This window comes from Streptomyces sp. NPDC054961 (assembly GCF_053609145.1).
Window position 1 is genome coordinate 82,975 of sequence record NZ_JBSGWY010000026.1, and the last position, 19,319, is coordinate 102,293.

Genomic DNA, 19,319 nt, shown 5'->3' on the forward strand with positions numbered 1-19,319 from the left:
GGTCCCCCCTTCGTCGTGCGCGTCCCGTCCGGGTCCCGGTCAGGCCTTCTTGACCACGCTGGACTTCAGCTGCATCGCGCCGAAGCCGTCGATCTTGCAGTCGATGTCGTGGCCGTCGACGCCGTCGACGATCCGGATGTTGCGGACCTTCGTACCGGCCTTGATCCCCGAGGGGCTGCCCTTGACCTTGAGCGCCTTGGCCACCGTCACGGTGTCGCCGTCCCTGAGCACGTTGCCGACGGAGTCCTTCACGACCCGTTCGCCGGAGCCCTCGCCGCCCCCGCTGCCGTCCGCGCCGCTCTCGGCGGGCACCCACTCGTGAGCGCACTCGGGACACACCACGAGCGCGTTCATCTCATAGGTGTACGTACAGGAACATTCAGGGCAAGGAGGAAGATTCTCATTCACCGTCCGAGAATATCCCCACCCGGCCGCGCGACGGTCCGCCGGCCGCACGGCCCGCCTCCGCAGAAAGCCCCACATGAAGCGGGGTTCTCGCTTGGTGGGTGCTTCACGCAATGCTGTGACCTGCACAGAGAGGCCTCCTTGGGTGACCGCAGCACAGGCCCCGGTCCTCACTCTCCACGCCCCCAGACGCCGAGCAGGCCTGGTACGCGGTCCCCCTCGCGCACCAGGCCTGTGGTCTCGCGGCCGCGCCCTGCCCAATCCGTTGGCCTCGAAGGACCCGCCCCGGTGGGCCCGGCGGGTGCGCCCGGTTCACTTCCGGTACGGGGCGGAGCGGCGGTTTCACTCCGAGTCGGTCGCCTGTGGGGCTGTCACCAGGCCCGACTCGTAGGCCGCGATCACTGCCTGCGCCCGGTCGCGTACGCCGAGTTTGTCAAAGATCCTGGTGATGTAGTTCTTGACAGTGGAGACAGTGATGTCCATGGCGCGCGCGATCTCGTTGTTGTCCAGGCCGGTAGCCAGTAGACGCCAGGCCTCCACCTCTCGTGGGGTGAGATCGGAGGCGATTTCCGGGGCCGGCCGTCGGCGGTCCGGGGGCACCACCTGCTCGCTCTTGACGTAGGCGGAGATCAGCCGGGTCAGCAGCCGGGGCGCGACAACGGCCTCGCCCGCGTGGACGGTGCGGATCGCGGCCACCAGCTCCTCGGGCGAGCTGTCCTTGGGCAGGAAGCCGTATGCGCCGGCGCGCAGGGCGGCGACCACGTAATCGTCCATGTCGAAGGTGCTGAGGGCGAGCACCCGGCACTCGGGCAGGTCGCGGGCCAGTCGCTCGGTGGCCGCCACCCCGTCGAGGACCGGCATCCGGATATCCATCACCACGACATCGGGATCGTGCTCGTGGGCGAGCACAAGAGCCTGCTCGCCGTTCTCGGCCTCGGCGACGACGGTAATGGCCGGAGAGGGGCCGAGGATCAGCGCGAGGCCGCGCCGCACGAGCGGCTGATCGTCCGCGATCAGTACCCGGATCGTCCGCTCGCCCGCGGCCTCGTGTTCGATTTCTGTCCCACTCACCGGTCAGTTCTCCTCGCCCGTCGGGGTTTTCAGCGGCAGGCTCGCCATGACCCGGTAGCCGGCCTCCGGGAGCGGGCCGGCCTCCAGCGCGCCGCTGTGCAGGGCGACCCGTTCGCGCATGCCGATCAGACCGTATCCGGCGCCCTGCCTGTTGCCGGGAGCCGACGGCGGCCCGACGGCGGCGGTCGGGCCGCCGTCGGTGACGGAAACAAGGACGCGTTCGGGCAGACAACTGAGGCGGACCTTCACCGGGACACTGGGCCCGGCGTGCTTGCGGGCATTGGTCAGGGCCTCCTGGACGATCCGGTAGACGGTGAGACCGACCACCGAGGGCAGCCGTCCGGGATCGCCGTCCATGGTCAGCTCGGCGGGCTGTCCGGCCTGCCGGGACTCCTTGATCAGGCGGTCGAGGTCGGCCGGGCCGGGCAGCGGCGCCTCCGGGGGGCTGTGCCGGTCGCCCGCGGTGTCCTCGTCCGTCCGCAGGACATCGAGGAGCTGTCTCATCTCGCGCAGGGCCAGCCGCCCTGAGTGTTCGAGCGTGACCAGGGCGTCGCGGACGACGTCGGGGTCGTGGTCGAGGTTGGCGCGGGCGCCGCCCGCCATCAGCTGCATGGTGGTGATGCGATGGGCGACGATGTCGTGCAGCTCCCGGGCGATGCGACGGCGTTCGTCGGCCACTGCCCGGTCGGTGAGGAGCCGACGGTTGGCTTCAGTCTCCTGCTGCCATCGGTTGACCGCGAGGCCGGTGGCAGCCATGAGGCAGGCGGCGAGGCCGGCGCTGGTCACGTTCAGGAATCCGCGCGGGGGAGCGAGGTCCGGGGTGAGCAGGGTGACCCCGATCGCCCCGATCGTCAGGGCGGCCGTCGCCCACCGGCGGCCGGTTCGTGCAGCCGAGTAGAGGGCGATCGCGAGGGTCGCACCGAAGTGATGGCTTACGGACGTCGTGAGATTCAGGAGCACGGCGAGCATCAGGCTGACGGTCATGACCGTCAGTGGGAAGCGTCGCCTCACCAGCAGCGGCAGCGCGGAAACGGTCACCAGCAGGACGCCGACATTCGACACGGGCACATTCGTGACCTGCGAAAACACGGTGTATCCGATGAGATCTACGACAGCTGCGCTGGTGGCCAGCAGGGCGTCGTTACGGGTCCACGGCAATGAGCCGGCGTCCAGCCGGAAGAAGCGCCCGCGCAGTCCCTCGCGCGACGGTTGGGCTGTGCGACGCGTCGCCATGGTCGTTCTCTCCTAGCTGGTTTCCGCAGCAATGCCGGACGGTCCGCACAGCATCGATTCTGCTTGTGCAATTGTCCCTGCATCCCGCGGCCCCCGGCTCAACCCCAGGACCGAAACCGGACTAGGACCAGGGTCCCATTCCGCGGACGAGGGGCCCCGGGGGCCCATGCGGCTTCTCATCCCACGCTCGTACGATCTCCGCGCAATCCGGTGATGTGCTGATGGGGCACTGTCCGAGATCGTGTGGGGCGTGGCTTCGGCGCTTATCGCTGGTCTTCGTCTCCTGAAGAATCCACACGTAAGTTGATTGAAGGATTGAACAAGATGGCTACGCACAAGAAACGCATCAGTCGCCGTAAGCTCCTTGCGACGGTGGCCATCGCGGTGGGGGCGGCCCTCACTCCCATGGCGGTCAATGCGGCCACGGTCGACAAGGATGCCACGGGCGGCGGAAAGCAGAGCGCGGTCCGCGCACTGGAGCGGGCGGCCCATCCGCTTCGCTCGACGGAGCCCGGGGGAAACACGGCAGACCTGCAAGCCCTGACCTCCATGATCGGCAACGCCAAGGTGGTGGGCCTCGGCGAGGCCACTCACGGCTCCCACGAGTTCTTCACCATGAAGGAGCGGATTTTCCGTCACCTCGTGGAGAAGAAGGGTTTCACCACTTTCTCTCTGGAGATGAGCTGGCCCGCAGGGCTCCAGATCGACGAATACCTGCAGACCGGAAAGGGAGACGTCCGGGAGATCGCCAAGAAGGAACTGGGCAACTCTCCCTGGGAACGAGAGGAGTTCGTGAGCCTTATCGCGTGGATGCGGGATTACAACCGCAGTCATCCCAGCCGCACTGTCCACTTCATGGGCAATGATCTCGGCGCTCCCACACTGAGCGACGAGTTCTTCGGCCGGGTGACCGGCTACGTGCAGGGCAGCCACCCCGCGGCGCTCCCCCAGCTCAACGAGCTCTACGCCGGCCTGCGCCCGATCGACGACGTCTTCGCCTACCTGGGCAAGCCCCTCGCCGAACGACAGCAGCTCGCCGCCAAGGCAGAGCAAGCCCTGGCGCTGGTCAGCAAGCTAGGGGGCTCGGGCGACAAGGCCTTCGTGTGGGCTGAGCAGAACGCCCGGTCGATCGCCCAGACCACCAGATTTCTCACGATTGACGTCACCAACCCCGAATCGGTGGCTGCCTCGCAGCGCTTCCGCGATGAGGTGATGGCCCAGAACGTCACCTGGTGGCAGCGAGAGACCGGCGGCAAGGTGCTGCTGTCGGCACACAACGACCATGTCGGCTACCAGGCCAGCGACCCCGAGATGTATCCCAAGACGCAGGGATCATTCCTGCGCGACACCATGGGCAAGAACTACCTCCCCATCGGCTTCACCTTCAACCAGGGCTCCTTCCTGTCCAAGGATGCCGCCCTCGGCGGCGAATGGAAGAAGTTCACCGTGGGCGCCGCCGGCCCCGGCAGGAACGAGCACACCCTCGACCAGGTCCGACACCAGAACTTCTACCTCGACGTCCGCCGCGCCCCGGAGCCCGCGCGCGCCTGGCTGAACACCGCCCGGCCCACGCTCAGCCTCGGCACCCAGTTCCCCGCGGAACCGCGCGACGTCGCGATCGCCAAGTCCTTCGACGTTCTCATCCACCTGCACGAAGTCCGGGAGGCCGACAAGCTGAAGCCGTGACAGCCTCGCGGCGCCGGGCCCGAACGAGCGCGGGGCCGGCACACCTAGGCGGTTTCTGAGGGCTCCTGCCCGGAACGGTGACTCAGTCGCCGTTCCGGGCAGGAGCCGGCCTTGGTGTTCGCCCGTGGCGGGATCAGGGTCGATGACGCTCGGGGTGACCTCGAACTCGGAGGTGTCTTCGCGGGGTCCGTCGACGCCGGGCCAGGTAAGGGAGCGGACCTTTGGTCCCGGCGCCCGGCGGGGGATGGCGGCGGCCGCTTCCAGGGCGTCGGAGGGAGCTCCCCCGGCGGTTGCCGCTGCGGCGGCGATGCCGCGCGCCGACGGACCCTTGCCGAGTTCCTCCTCGAGCACGCTGAACTGGGCGCGAACCGTAGGCCGGCCTCAAGCCGGATCCCCTCAGAGCGCGGCGCCACACCCTCGGCCCCGGGCACAACGAAGAACCCCCGCTCCGTATCTCTCCGAAGCGGGGGTTCTGTCAATCGAAACTGAGTGGTTCTGTGAACCGCTCTTGGTGTCCGAGGGGGGACTTGAACCCCCACGCCCGATAAAGGGCACTAGCACCTCAAGCTAGCGCGTCTGCCATTCCGCCACCCGGACAAGGTGTCTGTCTCGCGTCCCTCGCGGGCCGTTCCGACGTGGAAAACATTACCAAACATTCCGGGGTCCTCGATCACACCCCCTGGCGGCCGGGGATCGCCTTGGGGAGAGCGGCCCGGAGCGGGAGGATGGGGACCGTTCGATACCGATCAGTGGTCAGTGGGAGGAAGCAGCGTGAGCGACTCGAGCGCGGGCAGGACCGTATCCGGCGAGGACGAGGTCGTCGACCTCTGCCGGGACCTCATCCGGATCGACACCAGCAACTACGGCGACCACTCCGGACCCGGTGAGCGCAAGGCGGCCGAGTGGGTCGCCGAGCAGCTCGCCGAGGTCGGGCTGGAGCCGCAGATTTTCGAATCGCACAAGGGCCGCGCCTCGACCGTGGCGCGGATCGAGGGCGAGGACCCCTCCCGGCCCGCCCTGCTGATCCACGGCCACACCGACGTGGTCCCGGCCAACGCCGCCGACTGGACCTACGACCCCTTCGCCGGCGAGATCGCCGACGGCTGCCTGTGGGGCCGCGGCGCCGTCGACATGAAGGACATGGACGCGATGACGCTGGCCGTCGTGCGCGACCGCATGCGCAGCGGCCGCAAGCCCCCGCGCGACATCGTGCTGGCCTTCCTCGCCGACGAGGAGGCGGGCGGCACCTACGGCGCCCGGCACCTCGTCGACAAGCACCCCGGGCTCTTCGAAGGGGTCACCGAGGCGATCGGCGAGGTCGGCGGGTTCTCCTTCACCGTCAACGAGAACCTGCGGCTGTACCTGGTGGAGACGGCCCAGAAGGGCATGCACTGGATGCGCCTGACGGTGGAGGGCACGGCCGGCCACGGGTCGATGACCAACAACGACAACGCCATCACCGAGCTGTGCGAGGCCGTCGGGCGCCTGGGCCGCCACACCTGGCCGGTACGGGTCACCAAGACCGTGCGGCACTTCCTGGACGAGCTCTCGGACGCGCTGGGCACCCCGCTCGACCCGGACGACATGGACGCCACGCTCGCCAAGCTCGGCGGCATCGCCAAGATGGTCGGCGCGACCCTGCGCAACTCGGCCGCCCCGACGATGCTCGGCGCCGGCTACAAGGTCAACGTCATCCCCGGGCAGGCCACCGCTCACGTGGACGGCCGCTTCCTGCCCGGATACGAGGAGGAGTTCTTCACCGACCTCGACCGGATCCTCGGCCCGCGCGTGAAGCGCGAGGACGTCCACGCCGACAGGGCGCTGGAGACGGACTTCGACGGCAAGCTCGTGGACGCGATGCAGACCGCCCTGAAGGCGCACGACCCGATCGCGCGCGCCGTCCCGTACATGCTCTCCGGCGGTACGGACGCCAAGTCCTTCGACGACCTCGGCATCCGCTGCTTCGGCTTCGCGCCGCTCCAGCTCCCGCCGGAGCTGGACTTCGCCGGGATGTTCCACGGGGTGGACGAGCGGGTGCCGGTGGAGGGCCTGAAGTTCGGCGTCCGGGTACTCGACCGGTTCATCGACGAGTCCTGAGACGGGCCCCGGGAGGAGCGGGGACGAGTCCACCGGCCGGGAATCGGGAGAGTGTACGAAACCCACTGAGAAGAGTGAATGCACTCATACGCTCGTAGCCCCGGTGATCCCTCCTCGTTACAGGTGGTGCGGTCCGCGGCTGGGACCGCACTTGCCTACTAGGAGGAACAATGCTCAAGAAGGTTGTCGCTGCGGCGGCTGCTACCGGTGGTCTGGTTCTCGCGGGTGCGGGTCTGGCCGTCGCCGACGCGGGTGCGCAGGGTGCGGCCATCGGTTCGCCCGGTGTCCTGTCCGGCAACGTCGTCCAGGTTCCCGTTCACATCCCCGTGAACGTCTGCGGCAACACGATCTCCGTGATCGGCCTGCTGAACCCGGCTTTCGGCAACACCTGCGTCAACGCCTGACGTTTCTGAAGTACTGGGCCCCGGAGCGCACACCAGCGCTCCGGGGCCGCCGGGCTTTTACGGCCCGACCACGATCTTTCGGCGCACCGGGCAGGGGAGCCCGCGCGGCCCGAGCGCCGACCCGACCGTGCGCGTGAGCGCGCGCACGACGCACACCAGGGGACGAAGTACAGATGCGACGACAGGCACAGGCCACCGGCAGGAAGACCTTGATCACCATGGCGGCCGCGGGCGGTCTGCTCGCCTTCGGCGGCGGTTACGCGCAGGCGGACTCGGTGGCCGCCGGCCACGCGGCGAACTCGCCCGGCCTGCTGTCCGGGAACGCCGCCGAGGCACCCGTGGACGTACCGGTGAACGCCTGCGGGAACACGGTGAACGTGGTGGGGGCCCTGAACCCGGCCTTCGGCAACCGCTGCGCCAACGTCTCGGGCCGCCCGGGACACGCGACCCCACAGGGACACCCGACCCACCCCGGACACCCGACCCATCCGGGCAACCCGGACGAGCCGTGTGACGAGGACGCGGGCCCGAACCACCCCGGCCACCCCGGCGGTCCTGGTGACCACGGGACCCCGGGCGATCACGGAACTCCGGGCGATCACGGGACCCCTGGTGGTCCGGGTGACCACGGGACTCCCGGTGGTCCGGGTGACCACGGGACCCCGGGCGGGCCGGGCGATCACGGGACTCCCGGTGGCCCGGGTGACCACGGGACCCCTGGTGGTCCGGGCGATCACGGGACTCCCGGTGGTCCGGGTGACCACGGGACCCCGGGCGGGCCGGGCGATCACGGGACTCCCGGTGGCCCGGGTAACCAGGGGACCCCGGGCGGGCCCGGCACCACCCCGGTCGTGCCCGTCACGCACCCCGCCCCGGGCACCGGTTCGACCCCGACGGGGGAACTGGCCGCCACCGGCGCCGGTGACGTCCTCGCCGCCGGAGTTCCCCTCGCCGCGGGCATGCTGCTGGCGGGCGCCGTGCTCTACCGCCGGGCGCGCAACGCCGCCTGACGGAGTTTCACACGGACCTGGTCCGATGCGCGGGTCCCGGGAGCGGGACCCGCGTCACCAGGTCGCGCGGACCTGACGGATGATCCGGCGGCGCAGTCGCACGCGGCGGCTGCCGTCCCGGAGCAGCGTGAGGCGATCGAGCTCCCAGTGTCCGTACTCGGCGTGCTCGGTCAGCAGGCGGGTCGTTTCCTGGCGCGGAACCCCTCGGGGCACGTACAGGTCGACAAATTCGTATTCCGGCATCGCATCTATTGTGCGGGCAGAGCCCTGCTACGGATAGCGTCTGCACTATGTCTGATGCCGCTCTGCCCACTGTTGCCGAGGTACGCGCCGCCGCCGAGGCGGTCAAGGCCGCGCTCGACCGTCACCTCGCCGCGGTCGAGAGCAGGATCGGGGACGATGATCCGGACGTCTACGCGGCGTTCAACGAACTCGCCGCCGCCGCCGAGGAGTACGACGAACTCCTCTACGACCGCTACGACGAGGTCACCCCCTTTGAGATCCCCACTCCCGAGGACGGGCTCCCGTACACCGGGCCCGCCGAGCCCGCCGCCTTCAGCGTGCTCATCCGCCGCGACTACGCCGTCGTCGAACCGGCCCGCCTGATCGCCCAGGCCGAGCGGGTCGTCGCCCACGACCGCGATGCCGAGCTCGCCCACGACGGGGGCACCGCCGACGCGCTCGGCGTGCTCTTCGGCGAGTACGAACCGGACGAGATCGCCTCCCGTGCCAAGGACTTCGGCCTGGAAGAAGGCGACGCCACGCTCTGGATCGCCGCCTCGGAGGAGATCGCCGAGCCGGGGGAGTGGCTGAGCACGCCCTTCGCGCACACCGATCCGCAGGACGTGATGCACCGGTTCGACGTCAGCTCGGTCTTCGACGGCGAGACGGACGACGCGGACGACGAGGACGCCGAGGAGGCCGACGACGAGGCGCAGCAGCCCGGGCTGACCCCGGCCTGACCCCGCCCGGCCCGTGCGCGCACGACGGCCCCCGTCCCGGCCGGGACGGGGGCCGCCGTGCGTCGCGCGCTACTCGGGCCGTGCCGGCACCTGGGCCCGCGCCGCTTCCGCGAGCGTCCGCACCAGGGCGGTCAGCCGGGTCGTACGGGGCTTCGGCAGCACCTCCGCGACCGCGCGCGGCAGCGCCTGGTCCACTCCGTGCACCACCGACAGGTGCCGCCCGGCGCGCCCGAACGCCGTGTACACCCAGTCCCGGGACAGGGCCTGCGCCGCGTCTCCGGGCAGGACGACGACCACGGCGGGCCAGCGCGTCCCGACGGCCTGGTGCGCGGTCACGGCCCAGCCGTGCCGGACCTGGGACTCCACGCGCTCCTGGGGCACGACGGTCCGCGCGCCGGAGGCCCCCTCCAGGTGCAGCCCCTGGGCGTCGGCCGACACCACCCGGGCCGGCAGCGCCCGCCCGGGGGAGGGCACGTGCACGACCCGGTCGCCCGGGTCGAAGCCGCCGAACCGGCCGGGGCCCGGGTTCAGCCGCTCCTTGAGGGCCGCGTTGAGCGCCCGGGTGCCCGCCGAGCCGCCGTGGCCCGGGGTGATGACCTGGACCGCGTCCGCGGGGATGCCGAACGCGCGGGGCACCGAGTCGGCGACCAGCTGCACGGTGCGGTGCACGGCCTCCCCGGCGTCCTTCACCGGGACGATGACGACCTCCTTGCCGGGGGCGTCGACCTGGTGGAGCTCCCCGATCCCGATGCCGGAGACCAGCTCGCCGATCGGGCCGGGGTCGGGGACGCGGGAGACGAGCTGGGGGAAGGCGCGGGCCGCCAGGACGTCGGCGAAGACCCGGCCGGGTCCGGCGGAGCCGAGCACCGCGGGGTCGCCGGACAGCACCAGGCGGGAGCCGTCGGGAACGGACTCCACCAGCGCCGCCGCCGTTTCCACGTCCAGCTGCGGGGCGTCGAGGACGATGAGCAGGTCCAGCGCGAACCGGCCGTCCGCGTCCCGGCCGGGGCCCTCGGCGCCGGCGAGCAGTCCGGCCACCGTGACGGCTCCGTCCGCCGGGGCGTGCGCGGCCAGGCAGGCCCGCAGGCCGGCCTTCCGCGCGGCCGCGAGCAGGGCGAGGGGTTCGGCGCGGGCGGTCTCGCCTCCGGTGTGGGTGACCAGGCCGTGGCCGGCGGCGGCGCGGATCAGCTCGGCGCCGGTGCGGGCGGCTCCGGCGGCCCCGTCCCAGTCGGCGGGGCCGGTGAAGGTGTTGGCGATCCGGGCGAGGCCCTCGGCGAGGCTCTCCTCGGCCATGGCGGACTGCTCCAGGCCCACGAGGAGGCGTACGGGCTGCTCCTCGCCCTCCGGGGCGGGCGGGCCGACCGGCTCCTCGAAGACGAGCACGGACCCGTCGCCGACGGCCGCCTCGAGCGCCTCGGCGGGGTCGGGTACGCCGTACTGGGTGAGGGCGGACTCCAGGGTGGGGGCGTCGAGCACGGTGTGCCCCTTGGCGGCGGCCTGCGCGAGCAGCCAGCTCACCAGGGCGGCGGCCCGCCGCTCGTCCCCGGGACCGGTGGCTTCGGCGCCGAGCAGGGCGCGGGCGAAGCCGTCGGCCTGGGTCGGGCGGACCCCGGCGACGGCGAGCAGCCGCCAGGGGGACTCGGCGAGCTGCCCGGCGGCGTCGTCACCGAGCACGGTGGCGGCCTGCAGGGCCAGGGACTCGGGGGCCCCGCCGCGGGCCAGGACGGCGCGCACGGCCCGGACGGCGTCGGCGGGTGCCGAGACCGTGACCGGCGGGGCGGGAACGGGGGCGCGCTCCGGCGCGGGCGCGGGGACGGTCCCGCGCGGTGGGGAGGGGGGCGCCGGCGCGTCGTAGGCGGCGGGGGGCCTGCCACCGCCCTCCACGGCCCGTACGGCGGCCAGCAGGTCGGCGGCCGTGCCGCTGAGCTTGGCCCCGGCGTCGACGGGGCCCTCGCGCTCGGCCTTGCGCCGGGCGATGCGCTCCCGCTCGATCTTCTGCGCGGCCAGTTCGGCGGCGGCCTCGGTGAGCGCGGGCGCGGCCCCGGCCGCGTCGGCGGTGACCCCGGCCTCGGCACTCTCCCCGTCGGCGGTGGCCTCAGCTTCGGCCTCGGCGCTTTCCCCGTCGGCGGTGGCCTCAGTCTCGGCCTCGGCGCTTTCCCCGTCGGCGGTGGCCTCAGTCTCGGCCTCGGCCTCGGCGCTGTCCCCGTCGGCCGAAGGTTCCGTTCCCGTCCCCCCGTCCTCGACGCCGCCTGAGGCCTCCGGGGGCTCCGTGGGCTCCGCTTCCGCTTCCCCGGCTCCGCCGGAGGCGTGCACCGCGTCCGCGTGGTCGGGCTCCGCCCCGGCCGTCCCGGCCGGCGCGGGTTCTCCGGGCTCGGTGCCGGGGGCCGGGTCGGGCTGGGTGGCGGGGGTCGCCGCCGCGGCGGGGGCGGGGTCCCGTGCCGGGTCTTCCGCGGCAGCGGTGTCGCTCACAAGGTGCTCCAGTCCTGATCGGGGTAGCGGTGGACGGGCGCCGAGACGTCGTCCAGCGCCCGGCGGATCTCCTCCGGAAGACTAAGCGTCTCCACCGACAGCGCCGCGCCGAGCTGCGCCGACGTCCGCGCGCCGACGATCGGGGCGGCCACGCCCGGCCGGTCCCGGACCCACGACAGGGCCACCTGGAGCGGGGTGACCGCCAAGCCGTGGGCGGCCGTCGCGACCGCGTCCACGATGCGGCTCGCCGTGTCGTCCAGGTAGGGGTCCACGAAGGCGGACAGCGTCTCGGAGGCGCCCCGGGAGTCGGCCGGGGTGCCCGCCCGGTACTTGCCCGTCAGCACGCCCCGGCCCAGCGGGGACGAGGGGAGCATCCCGAGTCCCAGGTCCAGCGCCGCCGGCAGGACCTCCCGTTCCACGCCCCGCTGGAGCAGGGAGTACTCCATCTGGGTCGACGCCAGCCGGGTCCGTACGCCGGGCGCCGCGAGCTGCCAGGTCGCCGCCTTCGCCAGCTGCCAGCCGCTGAAGTTGGACACGCCCGCGTACCGGGCCCGGCCGCTGCTCACCGCCAGGTCCAGGGCCTGGAGGGTCTCCTCCAGCGGGGTCCCGGGATCGAAGGCGTGGACCTGCCAGAGGTCGACGTAGTTCGTGCCCAGGCGGGCCAGCGAATCGTCCAGGGCGGCCAGCAGGTGGCCCCGGGAGCAGTCGAAGGGGTGGTCCCGGTCCGCGACGCCGCCCGCCTTCGTCGCGATGACCAGATCCCGCCGCGGGACCACGGAACCGATCAACTGCCCGAGGAGGTACTCGGCTTCCCCGCCCCCGTACACGTCCGCCGTGTCGACGAGCGTGCCGCCCGCGTTCCAGAACGTCTTCAACTGCGCGGCCGCTTCCGCCTCGTCGGTGCCGTCCGCCGACCGGCCCCACGTCAGTGTGCCGAGACCGATCCGTGAGACGCGCAGTCCGGTGCGGCCGAGATGCCTCTGCTCCATGAGGGCTGAGACTACTGCGGCGCTGTCCTGCGGCACCCGGGCGCGCTAGAGTCCCCGCAGACCTACGTTACTCATCAGTACTCATCGCTCATCAGTACTCATCGGTGAACCGTTAAGGGGACGACACATGCGGCTCGGCATCAATCTCGGTTACTGGGGCGCCGGCATGGACGCCGACAACCTCGCCGTCGCCCAGGAGGCCGACCGGCTGGGCTACGACGTCTGCTGGGCCGCGGAGGCCTACGGATCCGACGCCCCGACCGTCCTGGCCTGGGTCGCCGCCCAGACGGAGCGGATCGACGTCGGCTCGGCGATCCTGCAGATCCCGGCCCGCCAGCCGGCGATGACCGCCATGACCGCCGCCACCCTCGACTCCCTCACCAAGGGCCGCTTCCGGCTCGGCCTCGGCGTCTCCGGCCCGCAGGTCTCCGAGGGCTGGTACGGCGTGAAGTTCGACAAGCCCCTCGCGCGGACCCGCGAGTACGTGGAGATCGTCCGCAAGGCGATGACCCGCGAGCGCCTGTCCTACGAGGGCGAGCACTGGACGCTGCCGCTGCCCGACGGGCCGGGCAAGCCGCTCAAGCTCACCGTGCACCCCGAGCGCGAGCACATCCCGCTCTACATCGCCGCCATCGGGCCGAAGAACCTGGAGCAGACCGGCGAGATCGCCGACGGCGCGCTGCTGATCTTCCCGGCGGCCGAGCACCTGGAGGCCACCGCGCTCACGCACATCCGCGCGGGCCGCGAGAAGGCCGGGCTGACGATGGACGGCTTCGACGTCTGCCCGACCGTGCCGCTGGCCCTCGGCGACGACGTGACCGCGCTCGCGGACATGTTCCGCCCGTACACCGCCCTCTACGTGGGCGGGATGGGCAGCCGCAAGCAGAACTTCTACAACCAGCTCGCCCAGCGCATGGGCTACGAGAAGGAAGCCCTCGAGGTCCAGGACAAGTACCTGTCGGGCGACAAGCAGGGCGCGGCCGCCGCGATCCCGCACTCGCTGATCGACTCCACCACCCTGCTGGGCCCGGTGGAGCGCATCGCCGACGGGATGCGCGCCTACGCGGAGGCCGGGGTCACCACCCTGACGCTCGCCCCGGCCGGCTTCACCCTGGACGAGCGGATCGCCGCCCTGCGGGCCGGCACCGAGGCCATGGAGCTCGCGGGCCTCGCCTGACCGGTCCGGGGCGCGTGTCCCCGGGCTCGCCGGGGTGCGGTCGGCGGTCACACTCCGATGCGCACGCTCTGCGGCCGTGGTGGGGGCTCGGGGGGTCTTCCCCGCCACGGCCGACACAGCCAACAACGCGCGCGGTGCCCGCGGGGTTACGCCCCCGGGCCCGCCGGCCGGGCTCGTTCATTCGGCCGATTCGCGGACGCACCCGGTTGCCGGGGCCGCCGATCGGCTCTTGACTCGACGCATGCTCTCTGCGCGCAGTCTGTTCCAGGAGATCGTCGACCACGACGAGTCCTTCCAGCTGTTCTGTTCCATCGCCGCCGGCGGCGAGGCCCAGGGCGGCTGGGAGAACGCCCGGATCGCGGCCCTCGTCCCCGATTCCATGCGCGATCTCGCACCCAAGATCACCCGGCACGGCGCCGACGAGGACAAACACGGCCGGATCTTCCAGGCGCTGCTCCGCAAGCGCGGCCTGGCCCCCGTCCCCGTCCCGCCGGAGACCGACTACACGATGCTCCTGGAGCGCCGGGGCATCGGCCTCCCGCACGCCACCCTGCGCGGCGAGCGGGCCCTGACCGAGGAGGACGTCGTCGTCTACCTCGCGCACAGCCGGGTCACCGAACAGCGCGCCGCCGACCAGATGGACATGCTGGTACGGGACTTCGGAGACCATCCCGACCTCGGCAAGGCCATCCGCATGATCGGCGCCGACGAGGACAACCACCTCGCCTACTGCCACGAGGAACTGCTCCGCCTCGCCCGCGCCGGCCACGGCCGCACCATCCACCGGGTGCTGCGCGAGTGCGCGCTCACCGAGATCGCCGTCTACCGGGACGTGAGCCTCGCCGTGATGGGCCACATGGGACGGCTGCTGCGCTGGCCCGCCCCGAAGGCGGCCGTGCTGGCCGCCGGCATCCGCGGGACCTACGCCTACGAACGGTTCAGCGGCTGGCACCGGATGGTGGACCTGCGCCGGCCGGAGCGGACCGACCCGCTGGGCGGCGCGCCGACGACGGCGCCCGAGTTCGCCTGAACCGCGGCCCGGGCGCTCGGGCCGGCGCCCCGGTCAGAGCCAGCCGCGCCGCTTGAACAGGCGGTGCAGGCCCAGGCACAGGGCGGCCATGACCAGGACGACCACCGGGTAGCCCCAGCGGTGCGTCAGCTCCGGCATGTGCTCGAAGTTCATGCCGTAGATCCCCGCGACCATCGTCGGGACCGCCGCTATGGCCGCCCAGGCCGAGATCTTGCGCATGTCGTCGTTCTGCCGGACGCCCATCTGCGCCAGGTGCGCGGCCAGCGCGTCCGAGAGCAGCCGGTCCAGTCCCTCGATGTACTCGTTCGCCTTGGTCAGGTGGTCCGCGACGTCGCGGAAGAACGGCTGGGCGTGCTCGTGCACGAAGGGCACGTCGCCGAAGGCCAGCCGGTCCATCGGCTGGAGCAGCGGACTCGTGGACCGGCGGAACTCCAGGACCTGCCGCTTGAAGCCGTAGATCCGGGCGGCGGTGTTCTTGGTGTCCGCGGAACTCGGCGAGAACACCTCCGCCTCCAGCTCCTCCAGGTCCGCCTGCAACTCCGCGGCCACCTCGATGTAGTGGTCCACCACCGCGTCCGAGACCGCGTACAGCACCGCCGTCGGGCCGTGCCTGAGGACCTTCGGATCCTGCTCCAGCCGGTGCCGTACGGCGGCCAGCGCGGCCCCCTCGCCGTGCCGGACCGTGACCACGAAGGAGTCGCCGATGAACACCATCAGCTCGCCCGCGCTCACCGTGTCCGACGCCTCGTCGTAGAGCACCGGCTTGAGGACCACGAAGAGCGAATCGTCGTAGACCTCCAGCTTCGGCCGCTGGTGCGCGGTCAGCGCGTCCTCCACCGCCAGCGCGTGCAGCCCGAACTCCGCGCTGACGTGCTCGAATTCCTCCTCCGTCGGCTCGTGCATGCCGACCCAGAGGAAGGCGTCGCCGGCGGCCCGCGCCTCGTCGAGGGCATCGGAGAGGTCCCCGGGTGCCTCGGAGCGGCGGCCGTCGCGGTACATCGCACAGTCGACAATCACGCGGGCATTCTTCCTTGCCGGCGCCCCGACCGCACACCGGCGCCAGCGCATAGGCTGGCCGCATGGCCACGCTGATCCTCGTACGACACGGGCGGTCCACCGCCAACACCGCCGGGCTGCTCGCCGGATGGACCCCGGGAGTGAGCCTCGACGAGCGCGGCACCGGGCAGGCCGAGGCGCTGCCCGGACGGCTCGCCGGGATACCGCTCGCCGCCGCCGTCACCAGCCCGCTGGAGCGGTGCGCCCAGACCCTGGCGCCGCTGCTGGCGGCGCGCCCCGGACTCGCGCTCCACACCGACGACCGGATCGGCGAGTGCCACTACGGCGACTGGTCGGGCCGCAAGCTCTCCGAGCTGTCCGAGGAACCGCTGATGCGCATCGTCCAGCAGCACCCCTCGGCCGCAGCCTTCCCCGGCGGCGAGTCGATGCGGGCCATGCAGGCCCGCGCCGTGGACGCCGTACGGGACTGGGACGCGCGGATCGAGGAGGAGCACGGCGCCGACGCCGTCTTCCTGATGTGCTCGCACGGCGACATCATCAAGTCCCTTGTCGCGGACGCCCTCGGCATGCACCTGGACCTCTTCCAGCGGATCCACGTCGACCCCTGCTCGGTCACCGCGATCCGCTACACCCCGACCCGGCCGTTCCTGCTCCGCCTCGGCGACACCGGCGACTTCGCGGCCTTCGAGCGCCACGACACCCCGGCCGCGGACCCGGCGGCACCCCAGGACGGGCCCGGAGCCGACGGCGGCGCGGTCGTGGGAGGCGGCGCGGGCGCGCCGTGATCGAACGGCGCAGTAGGCTGGACGGGCCAACCCATGGGCGCATCCCTGCCCCTGCCTTCCCCGGACCGTGTCCGGGGTCCCGGACACTTGGAGACTGGACGTGCCCCGTCAGGTGTTCCTCTACGACCCGCCGGACCGCTTCGTGGCCGGCACGGTCGGTCTGCCTGGACGCCGTACGTTCTTCCTGCAGGCCTCATCCGGCCCCCGCGTCACCAGCGTCTCCCTGGAGAAGACCCAGGTGGCGGCGCTCGCCGAGCGGATGGACGAGCTGCTGGACGAGGTCGTACGGCGCACCGGCGGCAACGCCCCGGTCCCGGCCGTGGCCCCCGCCGAAGCGGCCGACACCGCGCCCCTGGACGTCCCCGTGGACGAGGAGTTCCGCGTCGGCACCATGGCCCTGGCGTGGGACGGCGAGGAACAGCGCATGATCGTCGAAGCGCAGGCCCTCGTCGAGCTCGAGGCCGAATCCGACGAGGACCTCGCCGAGGCCGAGGAGCGGCTCCTCCAGGACGAGGAGAACGGCCCGCCCATGCTGCGCGTGCGCCTCAGCGGCGCCCAGGCGCGGGCCTTCGCCAAGCGGGCCCTGGACGTGGTCAACGCCGGCCGGCCGCCGTGTCCGCTGTGCAGCCTGCCGCTGGACCCGGAGGGGCACGTCTGCCCCCGCCAGAACGGCTACCGGCGCCAGGCGTGAACGCCACGGGGGAACGGGAGGAGCTGCTGGCCCACGGCGAGCTCACGGTCGTCGGCCGGATCCGCGAGGCGTCCAACGCCGTCCTGCTGTGCAGCGTCACCCACGGGGGCGCGAGCGCCGACTGCGTGTACAAACCGGTCAAGGGCGAGCGCCCGCTGTGGGACTTCCCCGACGGGAACCTCGCCCGGCGCGAGGTCGCCGCCTACCTGGTCTCCGAGGCCACCGGCTGGGGGCTCGTCCCCCCGACCGTGCTGCGCGACGGCCCGTACGGCGAGGGCATGGTCCAGGAGTGGATCGAGACGGGGGAGTCCCCGGAGGCCGGACTGCTCGCGCTCGTGGACGGCGAGGAGGCCGGCGAGGGCTGGCGGCCCGTCGCCTTCGCCGAGGTCGGCGAGGGCCGCACGGCCCTCCTCGTCCACGCCGACGACGAGCGGCTGCGCCGGATCTCCGTCCTCGACGCCGTGATCAACAACGGGGACCGCAAGGGCGGCCACCTGCTGCCCGCCCCCGACGGACGGCTCTACGGCATCGACCACGGCGTGAGTTTCCACACCGAGGACAAACTGCGCACCCTGCTCTGGGGATGGGCGGGGGAGCCGCTGACCGAGGACGCGCGGTCCGTGCTGGGCACCCTGGAGGCACGGCTGGCCCCCGGAGAGCCCCTCGCCACCCGGCTGGCCGAACTGGTCACCGCCGCCGAGCTGGGCGCCGTACGGGCCCGGGTGGCCCTGCTGCTGCGCACCGGGACGCATCCGCAGCCCTCGGGGCAGTGGCCCGCGATCCCCTGGCCGCCGGTCTGAGCGCTCCGCGGCCCACCGGCATCCCACCGCACCCGCACGCACAGATCCGGCCATGGCGCAAGAGTGCCGATCAAGACAACCGTGCAGGTCCGGTTCGTTTTCGGAACACCCGTCCGGTTACGCTCGACGCATGCATGCCTGGCCCGCTTCTGAGGTCCCCGCCCTGCCTGGCAAGGGCCGCGACCTCCAGATCCACGACACCGCGACCCGAGGGACGATCACCCTCGACCCCGGTCCCGTCGCCCGAATCTACGTCTGCGGGATCACCCCGTACGACGCGACCCACATCGGTCACGCGGCCACCTACAACGCGTTCGACCTCGTGCAGCGCGTGTGGCTCGACACCAAGCGGCAGGTCGTCTACGTCCAGAACGTCACGGACGTGGACGATCCACTGCTGGAGCGGGCGCTGCGCGACAACCAGGACTGGACCGAGCTCGCCGAACGCGAGACCGCTCTCTTCCGCGAGGACATGACCGCACTGCGCATGCTGCCCCCGCAGCACTACATCGGCGCCGTCGAGGCCATACCCGGCATCGTGCCGCTGGTCGAGCGGCTGCGGGACGCGGGCGCCGCCTACGAGCTCGACGGCGACGTCTACTTCTCCGTCGAGTCGGACCCGAACTTCGGCAAGGTCTCGAACCTGGACGCCGAGGCGATGCGGCTGCTGTCCGCGGAGCGGGGCGGCGACCCCGACCGCGCGGGCAAGAAGAACCCGCTCGACCCGATGCTGTGGATGGCCGCCCGCCCGGGCGAGCCGAGCTGGGACGGCGGCTCGCTGGGCCGCGGCCGGCCCGGCTGGCACATCGAGTGCGTGGCCATCGCCCTGGACCACCTGGGCATGACCTTCGACATCCAGGGCGGCGGCTCCGACCTCGCCTTCCCGCACCACGAGATGGGCGCCTCGCACGCCCAGGTGCTCACCGGCGAGTTCCCGATGGCCAAGGCGTACGTGCACGCCGGCATGGTCGCGCTGCACGGCGAGAAGATGTCGAAGTCCAAGGGCAACCTGGTCTTCGTGTCCGCGCTGCGGCGGGCGGGCGTGGACCCGGCGGCGATCCGCCTGGCCCTGCTCTCGCACCACTACCGCGCCGACTGGGAGTGGACCGACGAGGTCCTGGCCGAGGCGGTGGCCCGCCTGGAGCGCTGGCGCGCGGCCGTCTCCCGCCCGGACGGCATCCCCGCGGACGCCCTGGTCGAGGAGGTTCGCGAGGCCCTGGCGAACGACCTGGACGCCCCCGCGGCGCTGGCCGCCGTGGACCGCTGGGTCGAGCTCCAGATCGCCACGGACGGCGAGGACGAGTCGGCCCCCGGCCTGGTCTCCCGCACGGTGGACGCCCTGCTGGGCGTGGCCCTCTAGCCCCGGCCCGACGTACGGAGAAGCGCGCCCCGGCCCCGTGCCGCGGGGCGCGCTTCGCCGTTCACCGCCGGACGCGTGACGCGTGACGCGTGACGCGTGACGCGTGACGCCCGACGCCCGACGCGGTGACGCC

At 72.2% G+C, this 19,319-nt stretch carries 18 protein-coding genes and 1 tRNA gene; 11 read left to right on the forward strand and 8 right to left on the reverse strand.

Going from position 1 to position 19,319, the window contains the following annotated elements:
* Positions 1 to 39 precede the first annotated feature (39 nt).
* The 3 genes from ACWF9Z_RS22995 to ACWF9Z_RS23005 form a co-directional block, all read right to left on the reverse strand.
* Positions 40 to 408: a zinc ribbon domain-containing protein YjdM gene (locus tag ACWF9Z_RS22995; protein WP_453604720.1), complete on the reverse strand. Its 369-nt coding sequence runs from the start codon at positions 406 to 408 to the stop codon at positions 40 to 42.
* 339 nt (positions 409 to 747) lie between these two features.
* A complete protein-coding gene (locus ACWF9Z_RS23000; RefSeq protein ID WP_453604722.1) occupies positions 748 to 1,476 on the reverse strand; it encodes a response regulator in 729 nt (242 codons plus the stop codon).
* Positions 1,477 to 1,479: 3 nt separating this feature from the next.
* Positions 1,480 to 2,709: a sensor histidine kinase gene (locus tag ACWF9Z_RS23005; RefSeq protein WP_453604723.1), complete on the reverse strand. Its 1,230-nt coding sequence runs from the start codon at positions 2,707 to 2,709 to the stop codon at positions 1,480 to 1,482.
* Positions 2,710 to 3,033: 324 nt separating this feature from the next.
* On the opposite strand from ACWF9Z_RS23005, the gene ACWF9Z_RS23010 reads away from it, so the two are divergent.
* Entirely contained in the window at positions 3,034 to 4,395 is a 1,362-nt protein-coding gene (locus ACWF9Z_RS23010; protein WP_453604725.1) for an erythromycin esterase family protein, read from the forward strand.
* 509 nt (positions 4,396 to 4,904) lie between these two features.
* On the opposite strand, the gene ACWF9Z_RS23015 is transcribed toward ACWF9Z_RS23010, so the two are convergent.
* A tRNA-Leu gene (locus ACWF9Z_RS23015) sits at positions 4,905 to 4,992 on the reverse strand.
* A gap of 174 nt (positions 4,993 to 5,166) precedes the next feature.
* Between ACWF9Z_RS23015 and ACWF9Z_RS23020 the strand changes: the two genes are divergently transcribed.
* The 3 genes from ACWF9Z_RS23020 to ACWF9Z_RS23030 all read left to right on the forward strand — a co-directional run bounded on the left by ACWF9Z_RS23020 (position 5,167) and on the right by ACWF9Z_RS23030 (position 7,906).
* Positions 5,167 to 6,492: a M20/M25/M40 family metallo-hydrolase gene (locus ACWF9Z_RS23020; protein WP_453604727.1), complete on the forward strand. Its 1,326-nt coding sequence runs from the start codon at positions 5,167 to 5,169 to the stop codon at positions 6,490 to 6,492.
* 170 nt (positions 6,493 to 6,662) lie between these two features.
* Complete coding sequence (gene chpH, locus ACWF9Z_RS23025; RefSeq protein WP_362877285.1) at positions 6,663 to 6,896, forward strand: chaplin ChpH; 234 nt, start codon at positions 6,663 to 6,665, stop codon at positions 6,894 to 6,896.
* A 173-nt stretch (positions 6,897 to 7,069) separates the two neighbouring features.
* On the forward strand, positions 7,070 to 7,906 hold the full coding sequence (locus ACWF9Z_RS23030) for a chaplin family protein (RefSeq protein WP_453604729.1): 837 nt from the start codon (positions 7,070 to 7,072) through the stop codon (positions 7,904 to 7,906).
* 54 nt (positions 7,907 to 7,960) lie between these two features.
* Here the strand turns inward: ACWF9Z_RS23030 and ACWF9Z_RS23035 are convergent, their stop codons facing one another.
* Positions 7,961 to 8,149 (reverse strand): DUF5703 family protein, encoded by a 189-nt coding sequence (locus ACWF9Z_RS23035; RefSeq protein WP_243333977.1) that lies wholly within the window; start codon positions 8,147 to 8,149, stop codon positions 7,961 to 7,963.
* 47 nt (positions 8,150 to 8,196) lie between these two features.
* On the opposite strand from ACWF9Z_RS23035, the gene ACWF9Z_RS23040 reads away from it, so the two are divergent.
* On the forward strand, positions 8,197 to 8,868 hold the full coding sequence (locus ACWF9Z_RS23040) for a hypothetical protein (RefSeq protein WP_453604731.1): 672 nt from the start codon (positions 8,197 to 8,199) through the stop codon (positions 8,866 to 8,868).
* A gap of 69 nt (positions 8,869 to 8,937) precedes the next feature.
* Here the strand turns inward: ACWF9Z_RS23040 and ACWF9Z_RS23045 are convergent, their stop codons facing one another.
* Positions 8,938 to 11,337 carry a helix-hairpin-helix domain-containing protein gene (locus ACWF9Z_RS23045; RefSeq protein WP_453604732.1) on the reverse strand — a complete coding sequence of 800 codons (2,400 nt, stop codon included), beginning with the start codon at positions 11,335 to 11,337 and terminating at the stop codon, positions 8,938 to 8,940.
* Positions 11,334 to 12,326 carry an aldo/keto reductase gene (locus ACWF9Z_RS23050; RefSeq protein WP_453604733.1) on the reverse strand — a complete coding sequence of 331 codons (993 nt, stop codon included), beginning with the start codon at positions 12,324 to 12,326 and terminating at the stop codon, positions 11,334 to 11,336. Before ACWF9Z_RS23050 ends, ACWF9Z_RS23045 begins: the two co-directional genes overlap by 4 nt.
* A 127-nt stretch (positions 12,327 to 12,453) precedes the next feature.
* On the opposite strand from ACWF9Z_RS23050, the gene ACWF9Z_RS23055 reads away from it, so the two are divergent.
* Both ACWF9Z_RS23055 and ACWF9Z_RS23060 read left to right on the forward strand, forming a co-directional pair.
* Complete coding sequence (locus ACWF9Z_RS23055) at positions 12,454 to 13,503, forward strand: LLM class F420-dependent oxidoreductase (RefSeq protein WP_453604735.1); 1,050 nt, start codon at positions 12,454 to 12,456, stop codon at positions 13,501 to 13,503.
* A 241-nt stretch (positions 13,504 to 13,744) separates the two neighbouring features.
* Positions 13,745 to 14,533: a ferritin-like domain-containing protein gene (locus ACWF9Z_RS23060; RefSeq protein ID WP_453604736.1), complete on the forward strand. Its 789-nt coding sequence runs from the start codon at positions 13,745 to 13,747 to the stop codon at positions 14,531 to 14,533.
* Between the two features lie 33 nt (positions 14,534 to 14,566).
* On the opposite strand, the gene corA is transcribed toward ACWF9Z_RS23060, so the two are convergent.
* The gene (gene corA, locus ACWF9Z_RS23065) at positions 14,567 to 15,601 is read right to left on the reverse strand and encodes a magnesium/cobalt transporter CorA (protein WP_453604738.1); all 1,035 of its coding nucleotides are present in this window, start codon (positions 15,599 to 15,601) and stop codon (positions 14,567 to 14,569) included.
* Between the two features lie 11 nt (positions 15,602 to 15,612).
* On the opposite strand from corA, the gene ACWF9Z_RS23070 reads away from it, so the two are divergent.
* From ACWF9Z_RS23070 to mshC, 4 genes are all read left to right on the forward strand, one after another.
* On the forward strand, positions 15,613 to 16,335 hold the full coding sequence (locus ACWF9Z_RS23070) for a histidine phosphatase family protein (RefSeq protein ID WP_453604740.1): 723 nt from the start codon (positions 15,613 to 15,615) through the stop codon (positions 16,333 to 16,335).
* A gap of 100 nt (positions 16,336 to 16,435) precedes the next feature.
* Positions 16,436 to 17,026, forward strand: a complete 591-nt coding sequence (locus ACWF9Z_RS23075) for a DUF3090 domain-containing protein (RefSeq protein ID WP_453604742.1) — start codon at positions 16,436 to 16,438, stop codon at positions 17,024 to 17,026.
* Positions 16,990 to 17,826, forward strand: a complete 837-nt coding sequence (locus tag ACWF9Z_RS23080) for an SCO1664 family protein (RefSeq protein WP_453604770.1) — start codon at positions 16,990 to 16,992, stop codon at positions 17,824 to 17,826. The genes ACWF9Z_RS23075 and ACWF9Z_RS23080 overlap by 37 nt, the downstream gene beginning before the upstream one ends.
* 130 nt (positions 17,827 to 17,956) lie before the next feature.
* Positions 17,957 to 19,186: a cysteine--1-D-myo-inosityl 2-amino-2-deoxy-alpha-D-glucopyranoside ligase gene (gene mshC / locus ACWF9Z_RS23085; RefSeq protein ID WP_453604743.1), complete on the forward strand. Its 1,230-nt coding sequence runs from the start codon at positions 17,957 to 17,959 to the stop codon at positions 19,184 to 19,186.
* Positions 19,187 to 19,319 lie beyond the last annotated feature (133 nt).

What these genes read in the sequence shown, in the direction of transcription:
- ACWF9Z_RS23010 (WP_453604725.1), top strand. Translation starts at nt 3,034, where the DNA reads ATGGCTACGCACAAGAAACGCATCAGTCGCCGTAAGCTCCTTGCGACG.
- ACWF9Z_RS23005 (WP_453604723.1), bottom strand. Translation starts at nt 2,709, where the DNA reads ATGGCGACGCGTCGCACAGCCCAACCGTCGCGCGAGGGACTGCGCGGG.
- ACWF9Z_RS23060 (WP_453604736.1), top strand. Translation starts at nt 13,745, where the DNA reads ATGCTCTCTGCGCGCAGTCTGTTCCAGGAGATCGTCGACCACGACGAG.
- ACWF9Z_RS23070 (WP_453604740.1), top strand. Translation starts at nt 15,613, where the DNA reads ATGGCCACGCTGATCCTCGTACGACACGGGCGGTCCACCGCCAACACC.
- corA (WP_453604738.1), bottom strand. Translation starts at nt 15,601, where the DNA reads ATGCGCTGGCGCCGGTGTGCGGTCGGGGCGCCGGCAAGGAAGAATGCC.
- mshC (WP_453604743.1), top strand. Translation starts at nt 17,957, where the DNA reads ATGCATGCCTGGCCCGCTTCTGAGGTCCCCGCCCTGCCTGGCAAGGGC.
- ACWF9Z_RS23030 (WP_453604729.1), top strand. Translation starts at nt 7,070, where the DNA reads ATGCGACGACAGGCACAGGCCACCGGCAGGAAGACCTTGATCACCATG.
- ACWF9Z_RS23040 (WP_453604731.1), top strand. Translation starts at nt 8,197, where the DNA reads ATGTCTGATGCCGCTCTGCCCACTGTTGCCGAGGTACGCGCCGCCGCC.
- chpH (WP_362877285.1), top strand. Translation starts at nt 6,663, where the DNA reads ATGCTCAAGAAGGTTGTCGCTGCGGCGGCTGCTACCGGTGGTCTGGTT.
- ACWF9Z_RS23035 (WP_243333977.1), bottom strand. Translation starts at nt 8,149, where the DNA reads ATGCCGGAATACGAATTTGTCGACCTGTACGTGCCCCGAGGGGTTCCG.
- ACWF9Z_RS23055 (WP_453604735.1), top strand. Translation starts at nt 12,454, where the DNA reads ATGCGGCTCGGCATCAATCTCGGTTACTGGGGCGCCGGCATGGACGCC.
- ACWF9Z_RS23050 (WP_453604733.1), bottom strand. Translation starts at nt 12,326, where the DNA reads ATGGAGCAGAGGCATCTCGGCCGCACCGGACTGCGCGTCTCACGGATC.